Origin of the sequence: Nonomuraea glycinis, from assembly GCF_035920485.1 — a bacterium.
GTDB classification, from domain to species: Bacteria; Actinomycetota; Actinomycetes; order Streptosporangiales; family Streptosporangiaceae; genus Nonomuraea; species Nonomuraea glycinis.
Genome location: NZ_CP109166.1, coordinates 7,459,506 through 7,480,135 on the forward strand (window position 1 = coordinate 7,459,506; position 20,630 = coordinate 7,480,135).

Annotated in this window: 26 protein-coding genes and 1 pseudogene; 11 read left to right on the forward strand and 16 right to left on the reverse strand. The window is 71.9% G+C overall.

The window, feature by feature from the left end:
• The first annotated feature begins 94 nt into the window (after positions 1-94).
• Entirely contained in the window at positions 95-607 is a 513-nt protein-coding gene (locus OHA68_RS34930; protein WP_327104047.1) for an RNA polymerase sigma factor, read from the forward strand.
• Positions 604-1,476 (forward strand): hypothetical protein, encoded by an 873-nt coding sequence (locus OHA68_RS34935; protein WP_327104048.1) that lies wholly within the window; start codon positions 604-606, stop codon positions 1,474-1,476. The genes OHA68_RS34930 and OHA68_RS34935 overlap by 4 nt, the downstream gene beginning before the upstream one ends.
• Positions 1,477-1,575: 99 nt before the next feature.
• On the opposite strand, the gene OHA68_RS34940 is transcribed toward OHA68_RS34935, so the two are convergent.
• On the reverse strand, positions 1,576-2,094 hold the full coding sequence (locus OHA68_RS34940; RefSeq protein ID WP_327104049.1) for a GNAT family N-acetyltransferase: 519 nt from the start codon (positions 2,092-2,094) through the stop codon (positions 1,576-1,578).
• A gap of 181 nt (positions 2,095-2,275) precedes the next feature.
• Positions 2,276-3,226, reverse strand: a complete 951-nt coding sequence (locus OHA68_RS34945; protein ID WP_327104050.1) for an oxidoreductase — start codon at positions 3,224-3,226, stop codon at positions 2,276-2,278.
• Positions 3,227-3,309: 83 nt separating this feature from the next.
• Between OHA68_RS34945 and OHA68_RS34950 the strand changes: the two genes are divergently transcribed.
• A complete protein-coding gene (locus tag OHA68_RS34950) occupies positions 3,310-3,906 on the forward strand; it encodes a TetR/AcrR family transcriptional regulator (RefSeq protein WP_327104051.1) in 597 nt (198 codons plus the stop codon).
• 44 nt (positions 3,907-3,950) lie between these two features.
• Positions 3,951-4,298 (forward strand): DUF6968 family protein, encoded by a 348-nt coding sequence (locus OHA68_RS34955; RefSeq protein WP_189139032.1) that lies wholly within the window; start codon positions 3,951-3,953, stop codon positions 4,296-4,298.
• Between the two features lie 54 nt (positions 4,299-4,352).
• Here the strand turns inward: OHA68_RS34955 and OHA68_RS34960 are convergent, their stop codons facing one another.
• The gene (locus tag OHA68_RS34960) at positions 4,353-4,676 is read right to left on the reverse strand and encodes a cupin domain-containing protein (RefSeq protein WP_189139031.1); all 324 of its coding nucleotides are present in this window, start codon (positions 4,674-4,676) and stop codon (positions 4,353-4,355) included.
• A 71-nt stretch (positions 4,677-4,747) separates the two neighbouring features.
• On the opposite strand from OHA68_RS34960, the gene OHA68_RS34965 reads away from it, so the two are divergent.
• A complete protein-coding gene (locus OHA68_RS34965) occupies positions 4,748-5,737 on the forward strand; it encodes a helix-turn-helix domain-containing protein (RefSeq protein WP_327104052.1) in 990 nt (329 codons plus the stop codon).
• Here OHA68_RS34965 and OHA68_RS34970 read toward each other — a convergent pair.
• Positions 5,684-6,007: an STAS domain-containing protein gene (locus OHA68_RS34970; protein ID WP_189139029.1), complete on the reverse strand. Its 324-nt coding sequence runs from the start codon at positions 6,005-6,007 to the stop codon at positions 5,684-5,686. The genes OHA68_RS34965 and OHA68_RS34970 overlap by 54 nt on opposite strands.
• A gap of 244 nt (positions 6,008-6,251) precedes the next feature.
• Positions 6,252-8,336 carry an AfsR/SARP family transcriptional regulator gene (locus OHA68_RS34975; protein ID WP_327104053.1) on the reverse strand — a complete coding sequence of 695 codons (2,085 nt, stop codon included), beginning with the start codon at positions 8,334-8,336 and terminating at the stop codon, positions 6,252-6,254.
• A gap of 189 nt (positions 8,337-8,525) precedes the next feature.
• Between OHA68_RS34975 and OHA68_RS34980 the strand changes: the two genes are divergently transcribed.
• Positions 8,526-9,404 carry an alpha/beta fold hydrolase gene (locus OHA68_RS34980; RefSeq protein ID WP_327104054.1) on the forward strand — a complete coding sequence of 293 codons (879 nt, stop codon included), beginning with the start codon at positions 8,526-8,528 and terminating at the stop codon, positions 9,402-9,404.
• Here the strand turns inward: OHA68_RS34980 and OHA68_RS34985 are convergent.
• Genes OHA68_RS34985 through OHA68_RS34995 form a run of 3 tightly spaced genes read right to left on the reverse strand, consistent with a single transcriptional unit; the run spans position 9,394 to position 12,435 of the window.
• Positions 9,394-10,767 carry a serine hydrolase domain-containing protein gene (locus OHA68_RS34985; RefSeq protein WP_327104055.1) on the reverse strand — a complete coding sequence of 458 codons (1,374 nt, stop codon included), beginning with the start codon at positions 10,765-10,767 and terminating at the stop codon, positions 9,394-9,396. The two genes, OHA68_RS34980 and OHA68_RS34985, sit on opposite strands and share 11 nt — an antisense overlap.
• A gap of 24 nt (positions 10,768-10,791) precedes the next feature.
• Entirely contained in the window at positions 10,792-11,295 is a 504-nt protein-coding gene (locus OHA68_RS34990; protein ID WP_327104056.1) for a GbsR/MarR family transcriptional regulator, read from the reverse strand.
• Positions 11,296-11,343: 48 nt separating this feature from the next.
• Positions 11,344-12,435: an FAD-dependent monooxygenase gene (locus OHA68_RS34995; protein ID WP_327104057.1), complete on the reverse strand. Its 1,092-nt coding sequence runs from the start codon at positions 12,433-12,435 to the stop codon at positions 11,344-11,346.
• Positions 12,436-12,547: 112 nt separating this feature from the next.
• Between OHA68_RS34995 and OHA68_RS35000 the strand changes: the two genes are divergently transcribed.
• A complete protein-coding gene (locus OHA68_RS35000; RefSeq protein WP_327104058.1) occupies positions 12,548-13,480 on the forward strand; it encodes a TetR/AcrR family transcriptional regulator C-terminal domain-containing protein in 933 nt (310 codons plus the stop codon).
• 415 nt (positions 13,481-13,895) lie between these two features.
• Positions 13,896-15,194, forward strand: coding sequence for a hypothetical protein (locus OHA68_RS35005; protein WP_327104059.1), 1,299 nt, complete (start codon positions 13,896-13,898; stop codon positions 15,192-15,194).
• Between the two features lie 374 nt (positions 15,195-15,568).
• Here OHA68_RS35005 and OHA68_RS35010 read toward each other — a convergent pair whose 3' ends face one another.
• The gene (locus tag OHA68_RS35010) at positions 15,569-15,769 is read right to left on the reverse strand and encodes a hypothetical protein (RefSeq protein WP_327104060.1); all 201 of its coding nucleotides are present in this window, start codon (positions 15,767-15,769) and stop codon (positions 15,569-15,571) included.
• Positions 15,770-15,811: 42 nt separating this feature from the next.
• On the opposite strand from OHA68_RS35010, the gene OHA68_RS35015 reads away from it, so the two are divergent.
• Together OHA68_RS35015 and OHA68_RS35020 are read left to right on the forward strand one after the other, a co-directional pair.
• The gene (locus OHA68_RS35015) at positions 15,812-15,955 is read left to right on the forward strand and encodes a hypothetical protein (RefSeq protein WP_327104061.1); all 144 of its coding nucleotides are present in this window, start codon (positions 15,812-15,814) and stop codon (positions 15,953-15,955) included.
• Positions 15,956-15,975: 20 nt separating this feature from the next.
• Positions 15,976-16,305 (forward strand): beta-ketoacyl synthase N-terminal-like domain-containing protein, encoded by a 330-nt coding sequence (locus tag OHA68_RS35020; protein ID WP_407674377.1) that lies wholly within the window; start codon positions 15,976-15,978, stop codon positions 16,303-16,305.
• 108 nt (positions 16,306-16,413) lie between these two features.
• Here OHA68_RS35020 and OHA68_RS45430 read toward each other — a convergent pair.
• From OHA68_RS45430 to OHA68_RS35045, 6 genes and pseudogenes are all read right to left on the reverse strand, one after another.
• Positions 16,414-16,782: pseudogene (locus OHA68_RS45430) on the reverse strand (DUF3159 domain-containing protein); the annotation flags it as partial.
• 50 nt (positions 16,783-16,832) lie between these two features.
• Positions 16,833-17,588, reverse strand: coding sequence for an oxidoreductase C-terminal domain-containing protein (locus tag OHA68_RS35025; RefSeq protein ID WP_327104062.1), 756 nt, complete (start codon positions 17,586-17,588; stop codon positions 16,833-16,835).
• Positions 17,501-18,463 carry a DUF5996 family protein gene (locus OHA68_RS35030; protein WP_327104063.1) on the reverse strand — a complete coding sequence of 321 codons (963 nt, stop codon included), beginning with the start codon at positions 18,461-18,463 and terminating at the stop codon, positions 17,501-17,503. Before OHA68_RS35030 ends, OHA68_RS35025 begins: the two co-directional genes overlap by 88 nt.
• Before the next feature lie 144 nt (positions 18,464-18,607).
• Positions 18,608-18,928, reverse strand: a complete 321-nt coding sequence (locus tag OHA68_RS35035; protein ID WP_327104064.1) for an FG-GAP repeat domain-containing protein — start codon at positions 18,926-18,928, stop codon at positions 18,608-18,610.
• A gap of 252 nt (positions 18,929-19,180) precedes the next feature.
• Positions 19,181-19,375 carry a hypothetical protein gene (locus OHA68_RS35040; RefSeq protein ID WP_327104065.1) on the reverse strand — a complete coding sequence of 65 codons (195 nt, stop codon included), beginning with the start codon at positions 19,373-19,375 and terminating at the stop codon, positions 19,181-19,183.
• Positions 19,376-19,463: 88 nt separating this feature from the next.
• Positions 19,464-19,706, reverse strand: coding sequence for a hypothetical protein (locus tag OHA68_RS35045; RefSeq protein ID WP_327104066.1), 243 nt, complete (start codon positions 19,704-19,706; stop codon positions 19,464-19,466).
• A gap of 314 nt (positions 19,707-20,020) precedes the next feature.
• Here OHA68_RS35045 and OHA68_RS35050 point away from each other — a divergent pair, with 314 nt between their 5' ends.
• Positions 20,021-20,146, forward strand: coding sequence for a hypothetical protein (locus tag OHA68_RS35050; protein ID WP_327104067.1), 126 nt, complete (start codon positions 20,021-20,023; stop codon positions 20,144-20,146).
• Between the two features lie 16 nt (positions 20,147-20,162).
• Here the strand turns inward: OHA68_RS35050 and OHA68_RS35055 are convergent, their stop codons facing one another.
• Positions 20,163-20,630 carry a Clp protease N-terminal domain-containing protein gene (locus OHA68_RS35055; protein WP_327104068.1) on the reverse strand — a complete coding sequence of 156 codons (468 nt, stop codon included), beginning with the start codon at positions 20,628-20,630 and terminating at the stop codon, positions 20,163-20,165.

Genomic DNA, 20,630 nt, shown 5'->3' on the forward strand with positions numbered 1-20,630 from the left:
GTCAGGCGGTCTCGATGCTTCAGGGCGATCTGCAACACACCGGCGAGTGCCGGACATTGACCTGATGTCCGGCACCTGTCCCCTAGGAGATCTTGTGACACAGCGAGATCGCTTCGAAGCGATCTATAACGCCTACTACCCGGCGATACATCAGTACGCCGCCCGCCGTACCAGCTCGCCCGACGACACCGCGGACGTCATCTCCGAGGCGTTCCTCACCGCCTGGCGCCGCATCGGCGAGGTCCCGGAGGGGGAGCGGGCACTGCTCTGGCTCTATGGTGTGGCCCGCCGGGTCCTGGCGAACCAGCGGCGCGGCGCCTCACGCAAGGGCGTGCTCGCCGACCGCCTGCGCGCCGAGCTGGTCGCCGACCGGCCGGTCGAGCCCGTCGATCTGGAGTACGTACGGGACGCCTTCGACGAACTGCCCGAACGCGACCGGGAGGTCCTGGCGCTGGCCTGCTGGGAAGAGCTCACGGGGGAGCAGATCGCCAAGGTCGTGGGATGCACGACCCTCGCCGCCCGCACCCGCCTGCACCGGGCGCGCAGACGGCTGGCAGCGGCACTGGATGGAAAGCAGTCCCCGACGATCGTGATGAGGCAGCCATGAACGACATCGACGACCTGGTCAAGGCCATCGACCGCGCACCGTGCGCACCGGATCAGGGGCCGGGCGCGTGGGAGCTGCGCGCGCAGATCATGGCCACTCCGCAGGCCCGGCGCCGCTTCCTGCCCCGGATGCCGGCAGGCGCGAGCCGCCTGAGCATGGCGCTGGCCGGCACCGCCGTGGTGGCCACGGTGGCCGTGCTCGCCCCCGCCCTGCTGACCGGAAAGGACGGCCCCGCCACCGCCTACGCCAACGCCGCCATCGACATCCGGCTGGAGAACGGGGAGTACATCGCCACGATCAAGGACCCGTTCGCCGACCACGCCCTGTACGCCGAGGGCTTCCGGGCGCTCGGCCTCGACATCGGGCTGGAGTTGCTGCCGGCCTCACCGACCAGGGTGGGCGACATCGTACGGATGGGGTTCGCCGGCACGACCAGCAAGGACCGGCTCGGCGGCGGCCTCGAACCCGAGGGGTGCACGCCCAGCCACGAAGGCTGCCTGCTCAAGGTCACGGTGTCGGCCGGCTTCCACGGCAAGGGCGTCGCCTACCTGGGGCGGCCGGCCAAGCCGGGAGAGCGCTACCAGGCGCACCAGCGGGCCGACATCGAAGGCGAGATGCTCGACGGGTATACCCCCGACGAGCGGACCGTGGGCGAGGTCGTGGCCGAAGCCCGCAGGCGAGGGCTGCGGGTGTCCTTCCAGATCATCAAGCCCAGCCCGGGCGGCGGCTTCTCCATGAACCCCCGCGAGCAGTCGGCCACGGTCGGCGACCACTGGGTAGTCTGGGCCGCGGAGCCCGAGCAGGCCGGCACGGTGCGGCTGATCGTGTCGGAGAAGCGGGTCGCCAAGAACCCGGTCCACGGCGACTAGCGGCGGCCCGACCCGGCCATCCGGCCGGATCGGGTATCGGGGAGAGCGTGCGCCTGGGAGCGCTGGACGGGTGAGACGCCGCGCCCGGCTCTGTCCGGGTCAGGCCCGGGGGAACCGGAGCAGCATCGAGGGGTCGGGTGTGCGGGCGAAGCCCAGCGAGCGGTACAGCGGCTCACCCTCCGCCGACGCCCGCAGGAAGACCGTCGCGATGCCCCGGTCGCGGTACCAGTCGAGCAGGGCCGTCACGCACTGCCGCGAGTAGCCGCGCCGCCTCTGGTCCGGGTCGGTGGCGACGTTGTAGACGTACCCGGTCGTCCCGGCGGGGTTGCCCGGCCCGCCGAGCCGCTGGTCGACGGCCCCGACCGCACACGCCGCCAGCGCGCCCGGCCGATCGGGCCTGTCAGGTCGGTCAGGTCGGTCAGGCCAGTCGGGCCGGTCCACGACGAAGGCGGCCAGTGTCGGGTCCGGCTCGTCCAGCCGGGCCCTGAACATCTCAGCGGCGGCCCGCCGCCAGTCGTCGCCGGCCGGATCCCGCCCGCTCATGTGGGCCAGCAGCACCGCCCGCAGCCGGACCAGCTCATCGGCGTCCGCCGCCGTCGCCCTGCGCGCCTCACCCATCGGCGGGCGACTCGTTCGAGGTGAAATCCACCCCCACAGCATGGCCGGTCTCCCCGGCCGCCGACGATGCGTTTTCAAGGGACCCGGCCACCTCCTAGTACCCAGGAACTCCGCCGCTCCTCGTACCCGCCTGGGCCAGGTCGCGGGTGGAGGGTCGGCCGCTCGCGTCGGTTCTCCCCGGTCAGGACGTCGGCGCCGGGTCGAGGCCGAACCGTCCGGCGGGCAGCCGGTAGGTGACGCCGGTGAGCCGCTCGGACAGCCGCCACAGCCGGCGCGCCGTGTCGGTGTCCAGGATGGCGCGCTCCCCGGTGCGGCGTACGGGCTCGCCACGCAGTTGCAGCGGCCCGTCGGGCACGATGTAACTGCCTCCGGGCAACTCCGGTGCGGTCGCGGCGTACAGCGAGGTCCTGGCACCTTCCGCCGTCGGCCGGAACGCCAGCCGCACGACCAGCCGCGTCAGCGCCGCGTACAGGCGTCCGCGGTCGCTGTTGGCGCCGCCGGTGAGGACGTTGGTCCGGGTGAGGCCGGGGGCGACTGCCATGCTGCGCAGCCGCACCCCGGCCGCGTCGGCCGCGCGCTGCAGCTCGGTGGCGAAGTAGAGGTTGGCCCGCTTGGACTGCACATAGGCGAAGGCGGTGCGGTAGCGGCGTTCGGCGTTGAGATTGTCCAGGTCGAAGAGGGCGAAGCGCTGGCCCTCGCTGCTGACGGTGACCACGCGGGGATCCGGCGCGGCCAGCAGGTGGGGGAGCAGCAGCCCGGTCAACGCGAAGGTGCCCAGGTGGTTGACGCCGAACTGGGACTCGAAACCGTCCTCGGTCCTGGCGAACGGCACCATGGCCACGCCCGCGTTGTTGACCAGCAGGTCGAGCCGGTCGTGGTCCCATCCGGCGGCGAACGCGCGGATCGAGGCCAGGCTGGCCAGGTTCACCTGGCGCAGTTCGAGACGCGCGCCGGGCGCCTCGGCCCGCAGGCGGTCGAGGGCGGCCTGTCCGCGTTCAGGGTCGCGGCAGGCCAGCACGACATGGGCGCCGTGGCGCGCCAGCTCGCGGGCGGTGACGTAGCCGATGCCGCTGTTGGCGCCGGTCACGACGACCAGCCGTCCCGTCTGATCGGGGATGGGAGAGTTGTTCATGGAGCACCTCCATCTATCGCAACTCCAAGTCGCGATAGATTGATCCTGCCCATCATGCCCGCATAACGCAACTCGGAGTTGCAATGAAGTCTGATCGTCCGGTTGTCGGGCGCGGCGCCAAAGTCCGGGCCGCCGTTCATGCCGCCACGCTCGCCGAGCTGGTGGACAAGGGCTACGCGGCGTTCAGCGTGGACGCCGTCGCCCAGCGCGCCGGCGTCCACAAGACGACCGTCTACCGGCGCTGGAAGGACCGCGAAAGCCTGATCGTGGACGCCGTGTCCGAGCACATGGCGATGGACATCCCCGACCCCGACACCGGGACGGTCGAGGCCGACCTGCGCGCGCTCGCCCGCTCGCTCGCGCACTCGTTCACCACGCCGGCCGGGCAGGCCATCCTGGCCGCCATGTTCACCGGCGCCGCCCACCTCCCCGAGATCGCCGAGGCCAGACGGCACGTCTTCCATGACCGGCTGCGGCGGGCCGAGCCGGTGGTGACCCGCGCCGTCGCCCGAGGCGAGCTGCCCGCCGGCACCGACCCCGCCGAACTCCTCAAGACGCTGGCCGCGCGGATCTACCTCGACCTGCTGATCACCGGCGACCCGGTCGACGAGGCCCTCGCCGACAAGGCGGCCCGGATCGCGCTGGCCGCCGCGCACGCGGGCGCACTCGGCCACGCATGATCGCTGGCTATCGTGTGGGGGAGTCCGCCGGGGAAAGGGAACGCATGTCGAAGACGTACGAGCTGGGTGAGGTCGTCGCCGAGCGCCGGGTGGAGGCCGTCGCCGCGGACGGCGCCCGCACGCCGGTGGTGGTGCGGATCGGCAAGCCGCTGCCGGACCCTCTGCCGGGCGGGGACTGGTTCTGTCCCGGCCAGATCCTCGGCCTGGGCGACGAGGCCGTGCGGGCGTCCTTCGGCATCGACTCCCTGCAGGCTTTCCTGCTGTCGGTGTACGGCATCCGGCTGACGCTGCGGGAGCGTGCCGAGGCGGCCTCCGTCACGCTGGACTGGCTGGGGCAGCCCGACCTGGGCCTGAAGGTCGACCCGGAGGTGCACAGACTCACCGGCGCCTGACCGGCCCCCTACCTAGGTGAAGGCCGACCCAGAGGCGCACAGCGTGACGGCCCCCTACCTGGGCAGGATGCTGATGCCCAGCATGCGCGCCCCGGTCTCGGTACGGGGCCGGTGCGCGCTGCCCGGCGCGAACACCACATAACTGCCCGGCCCGAGCCGCCGCCCCCGGTCGAGAAACTCTCCCGACACGACGTAATAACGCTCCTCTCCATCGTGTACGTCCACCTCCGGCCATTCGGTGCCGGGCGCGAAGTCGTACATCCAGCCGCGGGCCCAGGCGGTGGCCGGCAGCCGGCGCCGGACGATCCCGGGGACCACCTCGACCCCTTCCACCTCGTCCACCTGCGTGACCTGGATGTCATCGGGTTCTTGTGTCATGCCGCCCATCGTGGCCGGTGGGCGGGACTCGGCCCAGTGTCTGGATTGACGCGTTCGGGTACATTCCTGCCATGACCCCGCACCGGGTGGTGGCCCTCGTCCTGCCCCCGCAGTCGACCTTCGAGCTGGCGTGCGCCGCCGAGGTCTTCGGCGTGTCCCGTCCCGGCCTGCCCACCCGCTACGACTTCTCGGTGTGCGCCGAACATCCGGGAGCGGTGCCGACCTTGGCGGGCTACGACATGGCCGTGCGCGACGGCCTGACGGCGCTGGAGACGGCCGACACGGTCGTGATCCCCGGCTGGCAACGGCCGGACGAACCGGCCGGCCCCGCCGTGCTCGACGCGGTGCGGCGGGCCCACCAGCGCGGGGCGCGCATCGTCGCCCTCTGCTCCGGCGCCTTCCTGCTGGCCCAGACGGGACTGCTCGACGGCCGCCGGGCCACCACCCACTGGCGGATGGCCGCCGCGCTGGCCGCCCGCTCTCCCCGGGTGCTGGTCGAGGCCGACACCCTCTACATCGACCTGGGCGACGTGGCCACCAGCGCCGGTACCGCCGCGGGCATCGACCTGTGCCTGCACCTGGTCCGTGCCGACCACGGCGCCGCCTACGCCGCGCACGTCGCCCGGCACATGGTCATGCCCCCGCATCGCGAGGGCGGGCAACTCCAGTACGCGGTGGAATCCGGCCGGGCGTCCGACTCGCTGGCCCCGGTGCTCGACTGGGCCGCCGAACGACTGCACGAACCGCTCACCGTCGACGACCTCGCCGCCCGGGCCGGGGTCTCGGCGCGGACGCTCGCTCGCAGGTTCGCCGACCGGCTCGGTGTCAGCCCGGGCCGCTGGCTGCTGGGCCAGCGGGTCTCGGCGGCGCGGGCGCTGCTGGAGGAGACCGATCTGCCGGTCGAGACGATCGCCGTACGGGTCGGGCTTTCCTCCGCCACCAACCTGCGCAGGCGCTTTCACCGCATCGTGCGCACCACGCCCGCCGCCTACCGGCGCTCCTTCGGCTCACACCACGAAGGGGAAGCTGCGCTCCAGGCCGGAGATGCGCAGCAGCCGTGACACGCAGGGGCGCGGCTGCGTCAGGGCGAGGACGATCCCGCGCTGCCGGGCACACCGCTGGAGGTCGATGAGGAGGCTGAGGCCGCAGGCGTCGCAGAAGGTCACGCTGGACAGGTCGAGTACGAGCAGGCGGGTGCTGGAGCGCAGGACGTCGTGCAGCTCGTCGCGCAGCGCCGGGCAGGTGACGAGATCCAGCTCGCCGGACAATTGGACGGTGGTCGGCTCGGCGGGCCCCGCCCCACCGAGTGGGGCCGTGTCGGTGACGGTCATCAGCTTCTCCTCTCGGACAAGCGCGAATGTGAGGCGACCACCGGATGTCCGGCGGGCCCAGCGTCTAAGGAGATGTGAGCGGTCTGTCGCCGCGGGTGACACCGGCGTGCATGCCGGCGCGTGAGAAGCACTCGATACCGCAACCCTACGCCCCGGTTGCCGGAAAAGCACTGGTGCGCATGCTCTGACCTGGGCTGCCAGGGGGAAAGAATGCGCCAACCTCTAGCCGTACGAACAGCTCGTCTCAGCGGAGGGCGGCGGCGAGGTCGGCGAGGTACCCGGAGACCGGCCCGAGGGTGAGCAGCCCGCTGCCCGCCCCGGCCAGCTCCGCGGCGGCGGGCCCGAGCGCGCGGTGCGCACGCCGCATCGTCTCCCGGTCGCCGACGCCGATCGCGGCTCGCGCGACAAGGCACCACAGAGCCTCGAACAGCAGATCCCGGGGCGGTTCAGGGACGTCACGCAGCGCGTCGGCGCCTTCCGCCCGCAGCCCCTGGCCCAGCAGCACCAAAGGACGAACCCAGGGCCCGTACGGCCCCCAATCGATGCGCTCGTCCCCCAGCCCGCCCCACCCCACGCCCTCGGGACGGCCGGTCGGTGCGAGCCGTTCCCGACCGTCGGGAAGGTCGGTCGGTGCGAGCCGTTCGCGACTGCTGGGAAGGTCGGCGGGTGCGTGCCGCAGGCGTAGGCAGAGCAGTGCGAGCGGCAGGAGGCCGTGCTCCAGGCCTGGCATGCCGGCGCCGTTCAGACGTGCGGCGGCGTCCCGGTAGGCCGTCTCGGCCACGGACGCCCGGCCGGTCTCGGCGAGTCGCATCGCCCGGTACCACTGCGTGAACACCCTGGCCAGCGGTAGCTCGTGCCGCCCGGCCAGCCGATCCACCTCGGCCGCGTGCGAGTCGGCCGCCGCGAAGTCGGCGAGCGCGCTGCGGGCCTGGAGGCGGATGAGGTGGCCGAGCACCTGATAGGTGATCAGGCCGTGCCGGGCGGACAGGGTGACCAGCTCGGCACCGATCCGATCCCGCTGCGGGGCCAGGCCCGCCCGTTCGAAGGTCTGCATGAAGACCCCGTTGAGCGCGAACGCCAGCAGCGCGGGATCGTCCAGGCGGCGGGCGAGCTCTTCGGCCTGCCGCGCGGCCTCGGGCCCCCGGGGCGAGGAGGTGCCGCGCGACTCCAGGGCAATCGTGGCCAGCAGCCGAGTACGTGCCACCTCATGCCCACCCGTCACCCCGTACGTACCGGTGGCTTCGGGGAGGTCGGTGAGGGTGCGTTCGGCCGCTGCCACCACGTGGGCCGCCTGCCGGGGGTCGTCGGAGCGGGTCCAGATCGCCGGTACGTCGTACGCGCCGATCACCCGGGCGGTCAGGTCGGCGTCGCCCAGTTCCTCGGCCGCGGCGATGGCCGCCAGCCGATGCCGGCGCGCGGCCTCCAGGCCGGTGCCGCCGGTCACCGCGAGGCTGCGCAGCATGCTCACCGTGGACTCCAGCCTGGCTCTGGCGCCGGAGGTCACGGTGCGGTCATAGACGGCGGCCGTCTGCGCCCAGATCCGGGCCGCCGCGCTGCCCGGCCCCGAGGGGAGGTCGAGGTGGTCGGCGTGCTGGAGGACGTCGGTCTCCATGCGGCGCAGCGCCGGGCCCGGGTCCACCCCGAGCTGCTCGGCCAGCAGGGTGCGCGCCCGGCGCAGCACGGCGAGCGCGTCGCCCTGCCGGCCGGCGCGATACAGCGCGAGCGCCAGCAGCCGCCAGGCGTCCTCGCGCCAGGGGTGCTCGGTCACGTGCGCGTCCAGGTCCGGCACCGCCTCGGCATCCCGGCCGAGCGTCAGCCGGACCTCGGCCTGGCGTTCGACGGCGTGCAGCCGCAGCTCGGCCAGCCGGGAGCGCTCGGTGCGGGCCCAGTCCTGGTCGGCGAACCCGGCGTAGGCCGGCCCGCGCCACCACCCGAGCGCCTCGGCCAGCCGGGCGAGCCCGTCCTCGGGAGGCAGCGTCGCGGCGGCGGCCACGGCCCGTTCGAAGCGCCAGGCGTCCACCGCGTCCGGCTCCGCGCGCAGGGCGTACCCAGGTCCCACGGTGACGAGGAGCCGGGCGGGGGAGCGGGGCGGGCGATCGGGCTCCAGCGCGCGGCGCAGCGCGGCGACGAAGGTGCGCACCGCCCCCACCGCTCCGGGCGGTGGATCGTCCCACAGGTCCTCGACCAGGTCGGTGACCGGGACGACGCGCCGGCGGGCGACGATCAGCCGGGCCAGCACCGCGCGGTGCCGCGGCCCCTTCAGGGCGACCGCGTCCCCGCCGTCGTCCCAGGCCGCCACCGGCCCCAGCACCCCGAACTCGACCCGCACGTCCGCCCGCCCTTTCTTCCCAGCGTCCGCCCGCCTCTTCCTCCCTGCGTCAGACAGCCCCTTCCTCCCAGCGTCCGACCGTGCCTTCCCCAGCGTCCGACCGTCCCTTCCTCCAGGTCACGCTAGCGCGCTGACCGGATGCTCATTCACGCCCGGCAGGCTGAGAGCAACCGACGAAAGGGCAACACCATGGCGCCTGTCATCACCGGCTTCGACTACCAACGGGTGCCCGTCGCCGACGGCGTGTCACTGAACGCCGCCGTCGGCGGCGCCGGCAGCCCGATCGTGCTGCTGCACGGTTTCCCGCAGACACACCTGATGTGGCGGCACGTGGCCGCCGACCTGGCCGCCGACCACACCGTGATCTGCCCCGACCTGCGCGGTTACGGCGCCAGCGACAAACCGGCCGAGACCGACGGCAGCGTGTACGCCAAACGCACCATGGCGGCCGACATCGTCACCCTCGCCCGGGAGCTGGGGCATGACCGGTTCGCGCTGGCCGGGCACGACCGCGGCGCCCTGGTCGCCTTCCGCGCCGGCCTGGACCACCCCCGGACGATCACGCACCTGGCCTGCCTCGACGTGCTGCCCACCCTGGACATGTGGGACGTCATGCACGGCACCACCGCCGCCGTCGGCTTCCACCTCTACCTGATGGCCCAGCCGCCGGGCCTGCCCGAGCAGCTGATCGCCGCCAGTCCGGACGCCTTCTTCGGCCACTTCCTCGACATCTGGGCGGGCGACCCGCAGGCGATCCCGGCCGACGTCCGCGCCGCCTACCTGGACGCCTCCCGCGCGGCCGTGGACTCGATCGTGGCCGACTACCGCGCCTCCGCCGGCATCGACGTCGAGCACGACCAGGCCGACCGCGCCGCCGATAACCGGCTGCGGATGCCGGTCACCGTCCTGCAGCAGGACTGGGGGAGCGCGCTCGGCTTCGACGCGGCAGCGCTGTGGCGCGCCTGGGCGCCGGACCTGCGTCACATCCCCGTCACCTGGGGCCACTTCATGGCCGAGGAGGCGCCGGCCGACCTCGCCAAGGCCCTGCGGGACCTGCTCACCCGCTGATCGGGACGCTCTTCGGGGTGGCGCGCATGCCGATGTACACGCAGTCGGTGCCGTCGGTCAGCGTGGAGAACACCACGGGCACGTGCTCCTCGCTGAAGGAGGAGCCGCCGCCGGTCGCGGCGAAGACCGTCTCCGACACCGGCACCAGGTCCATCTCCAGCGGCGGCGAGAAGTCCTTCATGCCGTCGACGAACGCATAGCGGATGCGCGCGCCGTCGTCGTCCTGGGCGACGGTGACGACGACCCCTTCGCGTCGGTAGTCGCCCACCAGCCGCGCCATGTCCACCACGGGCGGTTCGGCCGCCGGCCCGAACGGGTCCGGCATGCGCACCCCGGCGAGCTCGTCCAGCAACTCACGGAACAGCTCGGCGTACAGCCGCCGGGCGCCTCCGCCGTTGGTCATCAGGGCGACGACCACCCCGGCGTGCGGGACGACGCGCAGGTAGGCGTACTGGCCGATGGCCGCGCCGTCGTGGCCGTAGCCGAAGACGCCGTTCCAGTCGTACAGGGTCCAGCCCAGGCCCCAGCCGTCGGCACTGACAGTCCACTTGTCCGGGCTGTCGACCTCGCGGCGCCGCATCGCGGCGACCGCGCCGGCGGACAGGACGCCGCGCCCGCCGTCGAGGTGCGCCTGGGCGAAGCGGGCGAGGTCGCCCGCGGAGACGATCACCCGGCCGTACGGTCCCGCCGAACGCGGCATCAGATCCCAGGCGGGCGCCGGGTCGGGGTCGCGGCCCGGCTCCCCGAGGTGGCTCATGGCCACCTGGAACCGCAGCGCCTCCTCGGGCAGCGTCACCGACCGGCCGAGCCCGAGCGGGGTGAGCAGCCGGTCCTTCAGCGCCTGGTCCCAGGTCTGCCCGGTCAGCACCTCGACGATCCGGCCCAGCACGACGTAGCCGAGGCTGCTGTAGGAGATGGCCGTGCCCGGCGGGCAGTCCAGCGCGACCTGCCCCGCGGCCTTGACGTAGGTGGCCAGGCAGTCGTCCCCCCGGCCGGAGTCGAAGGTGAAGTCACAGGTCAGGCCGCCGGTGTGGCTGAGCAGTTGCCGGACGGTGATGGTCGCGGTGGCCGCCGGATCCGGCGTGGCGAACTCGGGCAGCACGCTCACCACGGTCGCGTCGAGATCCAGCAGGCCGGCGTCGACCAGCTGCATCACCAGCGTGGCGGTGTAGACCTTGGCGATCGAGCCGGACAGGAACAGCGAGTCGGTGGTCACCGGCACCCCGGTGCCCCGGTGCAGCACGCCGCCGGCCAGCTCGTGCAGCTCACCGCCGGACAGCACGGCCAGGGACGCTCCGGGGACATGGTGGGCGGCGCGCAGCTCGTCGAAGCGAGCCTGCCAGCGGGCCACGTCAAAGGTCATCAAGGGTCTCCTCATCGGGGTGGGTCAGCTCGTCCTTGAATCGGTGGGCAGCTCGCCCGAGGCGCGCAGGGTCTCCCGGTAGGCCTGCCACTCGGCCGCCAGCGCGGGCATCCGCTCGGCGAGGAAGCGGGCGAAGGCGGCCGTCTCCAGCAGGCGCGCCCGGCGGGCCGCGGGGGCCTCGCCGAGCGCGTCCAGGCCGTGCCGGGCCAGCGCGCCGAGCGAGGTGTACTCCGCCCGCTTGTCCACCATGCTCAGCCAGATCGCGGGATGCAGGCTGACCCGGTCCACGCGCTCGCCGGCGGCTCTCGACCGCTGGATCCAGGACCACTCCTCGAGCATGGTGACCGCGCCGCTGACGGCGCTGCGACTGGCCCGCAGCGCCTCGCTCAGCTCGGCGATGGTCTGCTGCGGCGGATCGCAGATCATCAGCCACCCGGCGACCCGCCCGGTCATCGGCGGCAGGGCGTTCTGCCGGGCGAAATGACGCCCCACCTCGTCGGCGAAGGCCAACTCCACTTCATATGCCATGCGACCGACATTACCGACATATCTGAGATAACACAAATCTCTGACATTTCAGTCCAGAGTGATGGCGTTCGCCGCTCGCTGGACGTTCTCCGGCGCGGCGCCCTGGCCCTCCTGCTGCTCCAGGGCGAGGGCCTGGTTCAGCGCGACGAACGGGCGCAGGCGCCGCTCGTAGCGGTCGAACGCGCCGGCGGGCTCCCGGCCCAGCTCGTCCGCCAGGACGTACGCCCCGACCATGGCCAGGCTGGTGCCCTGGCCCGACATCGGCGAGGCGCAGTAGCCGGCGTCGCCCACCAGCGCGACCCGGCCCTTCGACCAGCGCTCCATCTCGACCTGGGCCATCGCGTCGAAGTAGAAGTCGTCGGCCTTGTCCATGGCCTCGATCAGCCTCGGCGCCTCCCAGCGCAGTTTCGCGCAGTGCTCCCGGACCAGGCGCCGCTGCTGGTCGACGTCGTGGTGGTCGTAGTCGATCGGCCCGGCCGCGAAGCCCAGGTTGACCCGCATCACACTCGGGTCCCTGTCGCTGAACAGGCCGAACCCGGCGTCGCCGTCCCGGTGCCAGGTCTGCCAGTGGTCCAGATCCAGGAAGTTGGGGGCGGTGAAGATGGCGACGTACATGCCGAGGTGGCGCAGGAACCGCGACTCGTCGCCGAAGACGAGGCCCCGGACGTTCGAGTGCAGGCCGTCGGCGCCGACCACGAAGTCGTAGCGGCCCCGGCCGCCGCTCTCGAACGTGACGTCCACCCCCTGCTCGTCCTGGGTGAGCTCGGCGATCGAGTCGCCGTACCGGTAGGTGGCGCCGGCCGCCGCCGTGACGAGCGCGGTCAGGTCGTCGCGGAGGATCTCGATGTCCGGGCTGTCGAACCGGCCCCCGCTGACCGTCTCCTCGGTGCTGCGCATGATCTCCTGGCCGTCACCGTCGACCATCGACATGCCGCGCATGGTCGTCCTCAGGGCGGTGGCCCGCTCCAGGATGCCCATCCGATCCGCCACGGTGAGGGCGGCCCCGCGGATGTCGACGGCCTGCCCGCCCAGGCGCGGCGCGGGGGCGCGCTCGACGAGCGTCACCTCGAAGCCGCGCTCGCGCAGCCAGTAGGCCAGCACGGGGCCGCCGACGCTCGCGCCGGACACGAGAACCTTCATGATGCGCTCCAAACTCTGTTGACGTTGTACGCGATGTGAATGTACGTCGTACGAACAGCACGTTACAAGGGTTATCGAGTAGAGTCTGTACTAGTACAGGAAAGGACTTTCGATGGCTCCGCCGTACGCGCGCATCGTCGATGACATCAAGGGCCGCATAGCCGACGGGCGGCTGCGCACCGGCGACCGGGTGCCGTCCACCAGGCAACTCGCCCGCGACTGGGGCGTCGCCCTGGCCACCGCCGCCAAGGCGCTGACGGTCCTGGCGCAGGAAGGCGTCGTGGTCGCCGAGCCGCGCGTGGGCACGCTGGTCGCGCGGCCGCGCGACGGCGGAGCGCCCGCCCGGCGGCCCCTGCTGCCGGAGAACGACCTGACGCGGGAGCGGATCGTGCGCGCCGCCATCGAGATCGCTGACGCCGACGGGCTGCCGGAGCTCACCATGCGCGGCGTCGCCGGCCGCCTCGGGGCCGCCACCATGTCCCTCTACCGGCACGTGGGCGGCAAGGACGACCTCCTCATGCTGATGATCGACGCGGTGCTCAGGGAGTTCCCCCTGCCCGAGGAGCCCCCGCCCGGCTGGCGCGCCCGCCTGGAGACGTCGGCCCGCCTGCAGTGGGCCGCCTACCGCGCGCACCCGTGGATGGCCAAGGTCACCTCGCTGACCAGGCCACTGCCGTCACCCAGCCTGCTCCGGCACACCGAGTGGGCCCTCGCCGCGATCGAGGACGGCCGGCTCGACGCCGCCGGCAAGATGCACGTGCACATCCTGCTCTTCAGCTACGTCCAGGGCATCGCGGCCAACCTGGAGTTCGAACGGCAGGCGCGCGCCGGCACCGGGCTCACCGGGGACGAGTGGATGAGCGGGCAGGAGGACACCCTGCGGGACATCGTCGCGTCGGGTGCGTACCCCAGCTTCGTGAAGGTCGTCGGCGAGATGGCCGGCGGCTTCGACCTCGACCTCGACCGGCTCTTCGAGTTCGGCCTGAAACCGCTGCTCGACGGCCTAGGCCCGGTCATCGACGCTGAGGTCAACGTGCGCGAGTAGTGACGCCCACAGGTGAGGAAGTGGGGCCACGGCACCGCGACCTCGCCAGAACGCTTCGTAAATGTCTGAAGTATGCCGACTGATCATTGGTGTGTCGCTACGCTCTGCTCCTCGCAGCCTTCCGGGTGGGAGGACCGGTGAAGGCTGTGCTGATTAGTGACGATCACGAACGGGGGGCATCGTGGTGCAACCGCCCTATCAAGGCGGGCCTGGTGCGTGGCAGCCACAAGGCCGGCCGGGGCATCCGCAAGGGTGGCCGCAGGGTGGCCAAGGACATCCGCAAGGGTGGCCCCAGGGAGGCGGCTACGGGAATCCGCAGGGCCCGCCCCAGCCGCCGTATCCGCCGTACCCGGGGGGCGGCCCGCCACCCGGGTGGCCGCCGGGCCCGCCGAGGCGGAAGAAGCGCGGATGGATCGTGGCGCTGCTGGCCGCCGCGGCCCTCGTGCTCGTCCTGGTCGTCGCCATCGGTGCCGTGATCCTGCCGCAGCTTCGCGGCGGGGGCGGGGCGGGTGCGAAGAGCACGCAGACCGCCGGGCCGGACGCGAGCGGCAGCGTCGTCAAGCTGAAGAACGTCCCACGTCCAGGCTACGAGAAGCTGGCGGAGGCGGGGGTCGTCGACCCAGCGGCGCTCGTGGGGAAGCCCGTCGGGCAACCGTACAAGCACGCCGGCTCGACGGTCATCCCGGCCTGCAACCTCATGACGTTCGCCGACCTTGAGAAGCACGGCTTGATCCTGAACGTCAACCCTCTGGTTCCGGCGTACAAGCGCTCCTACTTCGACGGCCAGGGCAAGGGGCCGATGGAGGACGGCAGCGACCTGTTCCTCCCGATGACGCCGCCCAACTCCTGCTACATGGCGTTGTGGCCGGAGGGCCTGCTCGAGATCTCGGTCTTCCAGGAGAGCTACACCAAGACCTCCGCCTTGGACTACGAGTTCAAGAACTATGTCAAGAGGCCGTCGATCGGCGGAGTGAGCGTGGGGGAGAAGAAGCGCGGCACGAGCGTGGTGGACAAGACCATGAAGTACCTGACCTTCGCCCTGCGGCTGGAGAAGACGGTCGCGCAAGTGCAGCTGTCTGTGAAGGCAGGTTCGCAGTTGGCGTCGCAGAAGCAGGCGGTATTGAAGACGATCGCCAGCAACCTGGAGAAGCAGACGGCGCGTCCCGGAGGCGTCACGTCCATCTCCTACGACAGCCCACTGATCACTGCGAAGCCGGGAATGGCCTGCGAGGTGCTCAACGCCGACGACTTCCGCGAGCTGTTCCGCAGGCACTCCGCGCCGTTCGTCACGGAGGAGATCGGCAGTGCGGTCGGGAGGACGGACTTCAGCATCGACACGGACATCCGCGATCCCAACGAGTACGCCTACGTGGACACCCTGTGCGAGCGGAACACCGGAGAGGGCTACCGGGCCGACGGGCACAGGTTGAGTCTGCAGATCACCAGCTACATGGCCGACCCGGCACCCGCGCACAACATGAAGTTCGGCGGGTCGTATGACGGCGCGCAGCCGCTGAGCCGTCCCGTGGGCGAGGAGTCGTACTGCGTGACCAAGCAGTACGCCCGATCCGCGGGCGCGGTGGTGTTCCGGAAAGGGCGGTTCCTGGTCACGATGACCATGACCGAGCCCAACCAGCAGCCGAACAGAGATCCCGCCCAGCGCTGCAGGCGCCTGAGCTCTATCGCGGAGCGGGTCGCCGAACGGCTGAAGTGACCGCTCAAGCCCACGCGATCATTGCCTGTGACTTCCTGGCGGTCGAAACGATTCTGCTCAAACGGCTGTACGCACGTGCTGATCTTCATCGAGCACGGCACCCGGAAACTGCACCTGGCCGGAGTGACCGCACACCCGGCCGGGGCATGGACGGTGCAGCAGGCTCGCAACCTGGTGATGGATCCGGGCGACCGTATCACCGGGCTGTGGATCGTCACAACGCTGCCGCGGACGCCGAGAATGAACGCCACCTGCGAGCGGCACACGATCTCGCGCAGGGCGGGTTCGAGCAGGCACCGGCAGCAAGCCAGCGCCTCCATGCCCTGCTGTTCCCTCAGGATCTGCTTCATGTCTCCCTTCGCTCTTCGCAGGCCTTATACGCCCGCGACATCGAACTCCTTGTTGGCGAGGTCGGGACCGCCTCTGAACACCCCGCCCACGACCCGGCCGAGGAGCGGCCGGCGTATGAGACGCAGCATCGCGGCGCGGACGATCCGCTCCTTGCGGTCGTGCGGTGTGAAGAGCGTGCGGAGGAGCAGCGCGCCGTCCTGCTCGATCCTGATGAACGGTCGCATCCTGGCCTCCCAGTTCCGCAACGCGGCGGGCACGTCGCCGGGATGTCGAACACCGCCTCCGGGCTCTGCTCGAAGCGCTGGAACAGCTCCTCCAGCAGCGGTCCCGAGGGCCGCGGGCCGAAGGCGGCGCGGATCGACTCGATCGCGGGGCGGCCGAACTCGGCGCCGACGTCGCCGGTGCGGTAGGAGAACAGCAGGCTCGGCGGATGGTCAGCGAACGGGAAGGTCAAGGCCGAGCGGGCGCAGGTGACTCTCGGGGCCGAACGCCAGCGCGCGTACGGCCGAGCGCCGCCGCCGAGCTGATCCGCGAGGGCTCGGCCTACGTCATGATCGCGGGCGCCACGGACGCGCCCATCTCGCCGATCACGCGGGCCTGCTTCGACGCCATCCGGGCGACGACGCCACGCAACGACGACCCCGCGCACGCCTCCCGGCCGTTCGACGGCACCTGTGACGGCTTCGTGCTCGGCGAGGGCGCCGCCATGTTCGTGCTGGAGGAGCTGAAGCACGCGCGGGCCCGCCGGGCCCACCTGTAGCCCACAGGATGACGAGTGCGACGAGCGCCGACAGCGGCGTACCCATCGCGACGCGGGCGACACCGAGCGCCGGCCAGCGGGCCGGCACGGAGCCAGGGCGAGTAGGACGCCCGCGAAGTAGGCCCAGATCCCCAGCGCGAAGTAGTTCTTCGCCGACCCGGTCAGGGCCACGACGCCTGCGGCGATCGCGACGCCGACCAGGCTGCCGACAGCAGAGGTCCAGCGCTCACCGCTCACGATTCGGAACACCGTCAGTCCCACGCCCGTCAGCACAGCGACGGTGAGTGTCACCGTCAACGAGAAGAAGAGGATCGCGGCGACGAACACGACGACGGGGATGCTGGAGTAGACGAAGCCTTTCCGGCCGCCCATCCGGGCGAGCACCATCTCGTCCCGTGGGGGACCTGTGTCGGAGGGTGACGACGTGGTGGTCGTGGGGTCGTCGTCGGTCGTGCCCTGTTGCTGCTGGTCAGTCATGGTCGATTGGTCCTTTTCGCAGGCCTACCAGGCGTTGGCAGGGCGGAAGGTCAGGAAGTGGTGGTGGCCGAGCGCGTGGGCGCCGACGTCCGGGCGAACGCGATGGCTTCGTCGAAGCGAGCGCGTTGGGCAATGAGTCGGCGGTACTTCATGACGTGGCGCTGCCCGTTCAGGGTCAGCATCCCGGTCAGCCGGTCACCCTCGCGGTACAGCGCGACGAAGTGGTCACCGGCCAGGTCGCCCGATACGAGCTCGTAGCCGTCGTTGGTGGCGACACCGGCGAACTGGATGCGCGAGCCGTACCAGTCCGACCAGAAGTACGGGACCGTCGAGTAGGACCGGGCATCTGCCGGTGACACCGCGTTACGCCCGGCCCGCGCCCCCCGCTCGGCGGCGGCGAACCAGTGCTCCACCCGCATCGAGCGGTCGAACAGGAGGTTGTGCCAGCGGGCGACGTCTCCCGCGGCGTAGAGGCCGGGGGCGCCGGCACGGAGGAACTCGTCGCAGACCACGCCGTTGTCGAGGGGCAGTCCGCTGCCGTCGAGCCAGTCGGTGCGGGGCACCGCTCCGATCCCGACGACGACCAGGTCGGCGTCGATCACGGTGCCGTCGGCGAGACGCACGCTCTCGACCCGGTCGGTGCCCTGCACCGCGGCCACAGCCTGTCCGCAGCGCAGCGCGGTGCTGTCGCGGGTGTGCAGCGTCGCCAGCGCGCTGCCTAGTGCGGCGCCTGGGCCGTCCGCATGCCGTCGTTCAGCCGCGGGTCGGTGATCCCGCCGGGGCAGGCGTACCGGGGGATGTCCCACCCGGCGCGCCGGGCTCCGGCCTGGTAGGCGCTGTCGTAGAAGGCGAGGACGGCGGCGCGCGGGTCGGCCTCGGCCCGGGCGTCGTCGTAGCGGAGCACGGCCAGGTGGCCGCCCCGCTGCGTGATCCACCGCGCGGCCTCGGGTGCCAGGGGCTCGCCGTCGAGTCCTTCGGGCTCCGGAGCGGTGTAGGAGTAGAAGGCCGGCTCGGGAAAGGCCGGGTCGCCGAACCAGAACCCCGAGCTGATCACCTCCCGCGAGTACGCCTCCCGGGTCACCGGGTCGGCGTCGGCCGGCTGGTCGATCCGGCGGTCGGAGAAGCGGGTGCAGGCGATGTCGAAGGTGTGCCAGAAGTGGTGCACCGGGCTGGTCTTGCCGGAGTAGCCCGCGGCGAACTCCTCCAGCAGCAGGTTCACCTGGCTGAGGATCTGCCAGTAGCGGGTGACCATGATCGGGTCGTAGGCCGCGTGCTCGGTGTCGTCGGCGAACGGCCGGTCCGCGTCCGGCAGGTCGAACGGGTGCGGCACGTCCAGGCGCACCCGCACGCCCAGGCTGTCCAGCGCCCGCTGGGTCTCGTCGTAGAAGGACGCCACCGACCGCCCGGGGAGACCGAACGACACCTCCCGCCCGTCCACGGTGGTGATGACCAGCCGGTGGCCGAGGAAGTCGAAGTCGATGGTGAAGATCGGGTTGCCGTCGACCTGGCCCATCGGCCGGGTGGTGAGACCTCGCCCGGTGAGATGGAACGGCGCGTTCCACCAGTGATTGCGCCGGACCCCGCAGGCGAGCCGGACCTTGCCGATCACCTGGCAGAACCGGTGCACCGTCTCCTTGGTGTCCTGCCAGCCGGCCAGCGGCATCGCGGCGAACTGCTCCATGACACCACCTTGCCCAGGTGACGCGCGCCGAACCGGCACCGGCGCGGCGATGCGGCCGGCGGAGTCGCGCACCGTCGCCCCGGACGACAGCGCTGCCCAGGCGCTGTCGTCCGAGGGCGAGAAGGAACGCTCGCTTCCGGGGCGTCAGAAGCGCTGTGCCCAGCCGGATCCGATCGGCGTGGCCGGGCCGAAGGTGTTACCGCCCTTACCGTTCCAGATCGTGAACGTCGCCGTCCCGTTGTGCACGGCGCCGATGTCCGAACGCCCGTCGCCGTTGACGTCGCCCAATGACATCAACGTATGCGCATAGGGTTCCCAGCCGGGGGTCGCGGCGAACAGGTGACGGGCCAGCATCACCGCCACGGGGGCCGGCACCCGGGCGGGCGGGACATCGGCGGCGAGGATCGGCGGGGCGTCTTGCTCGGCGATGCGGCGGGTGGCCTCGGCGTCGGCGGAGGTTCCCACGTCACCCCGCCAAGGAAAGGATCACGAGTCAGGCGGAAGCGAAACAGTGGCACGCGAGTCGGTGACCCTTGGTTTCGTTGCCGCCGGCGACGTGGGCGCCGGGCGGCTCGGAAGCGGGCAGGCGTGCGTCTGCCGCTGCGGGCAGCGTACGACACGGCGCCGACAGGCGCCCTCTTTTCGGCCGGGTGCCCGTGTCCCTGGGGGAGTCACACGGTCCCGGTGAGGAGGGGCCGGGACCGTGCGGTGGCCGGGTCACCAGTCCGGTGGCTGCTCGCCGGTGGCGTCAGCGATCCGGCATCTGTCGCTGCAGCCCGTGGTCGGCGCCGAGTAGATGATGCACTCCTTGGGAGCCTCGGGGTTCACCTCGACGCCGATGTGCCCCATCGCGGCGTGGGAGCGGCGTCCGTGTACCTCGGCCTTCTGCAGGAGGTCCGTCGCCCATTCCATACGCTGGCGGACGCATGGAGGAACGCCCGCCGACCGCCCTTCCGCAACGGGGCGGCCAGCGGCGCTCCTCCCCACCCGAACCCGTCGGCTACCCGCTGCCCTTCGGCCAGTACTCGTTGCCCATCGGGGCCACCCCGCTGCCCTTCGGCCAGTACTCGTTGCCCATCGGGGCCACCCCGCTGCCCTTCGGCCAGTACTCGTTGCCCATCGGGGCCACCCCGCCGCCCCTAGGCCAGTACTCGTCGCCGGCGGCGGCGGGGCCTGCGGTCAGGGCGAGCCCGGCCGCCACCGTCACGGCGGCGACGGCGGCGGCGATAGCGATCCGCCTCATGTGTTCGATCATCGAAAGGACGCCTTCCCTTACTGTCGGCGATCGGTCCAGACCAGTTCACAGCGCCAGGCCCCGGCCCGTCACCCTGTTCCAGCCTGAGCCGGAACACCCAGCTCACCGCCACGCACCCGGCACCGCCGACAAGGTGACGATCGCGCTGTGATCCGCACCACGGAGCACGCGGGCAGGACGGCCCGAAACTCCTACGAGGTCGAGGAGCAACGGGACAGCCATCAGCGGTACGGGCCGTTCGAACAGATCAGGGCGGTGCACGCCCTGGCGCCCTGCCACTGCGCTCAGGCCCCGGAGCGGGAGTGCGGCCGCGTGGCCACTACGCGGGGATGGACGCCGCGACCGGCACCACCCTCGCGATCGGCAAGACCCGGCTGAGCATCGACTTCGAGACGGCCACCCGGATCACCGCGCTCCTCGACGGCTGACCGGCCGCGCCCGCGGCTACTCGCCGGCGTCCGGCAGGGTGCGCAGGACGCGGGCCGTCAGGTCGGCTCGGTCGACGCCGGCCAGGGCGAGGGCGCGCGGGACGGTGCCCGCCTGGGCCTGGAGGATGCCGAGCAGCAGGTGGGCCGGCCGCAGATCCTTCTTGCGATGGGACCTCGCGAGGCGTTCGAGGGCGAGCTTGGCGGAGGCGCCCAGCTGAGTCGGAGGCTGGGGGTTCCTGGTCGGCCGGGGGAGGTCGAAGGCGGCGCGGGGGACTCCGGCCGCGGCCAGGCTGTGCTCGAACTCCCGCTCCAGCGCGTCCCGAATCGTGCGGTGATCGAGCCCGGCCGATTCCAGGGTGGGCTCCGGCTGGGCGGCGATCGCCAGCAGCAGGTGCTGGGCCTCGATCGTCGCGGAGCCGTCCTGGTGGGCCTCGGCGGAGCCCTGCTCGATGATCGTATGCAGATACCTGTCGAAGCCGGACAT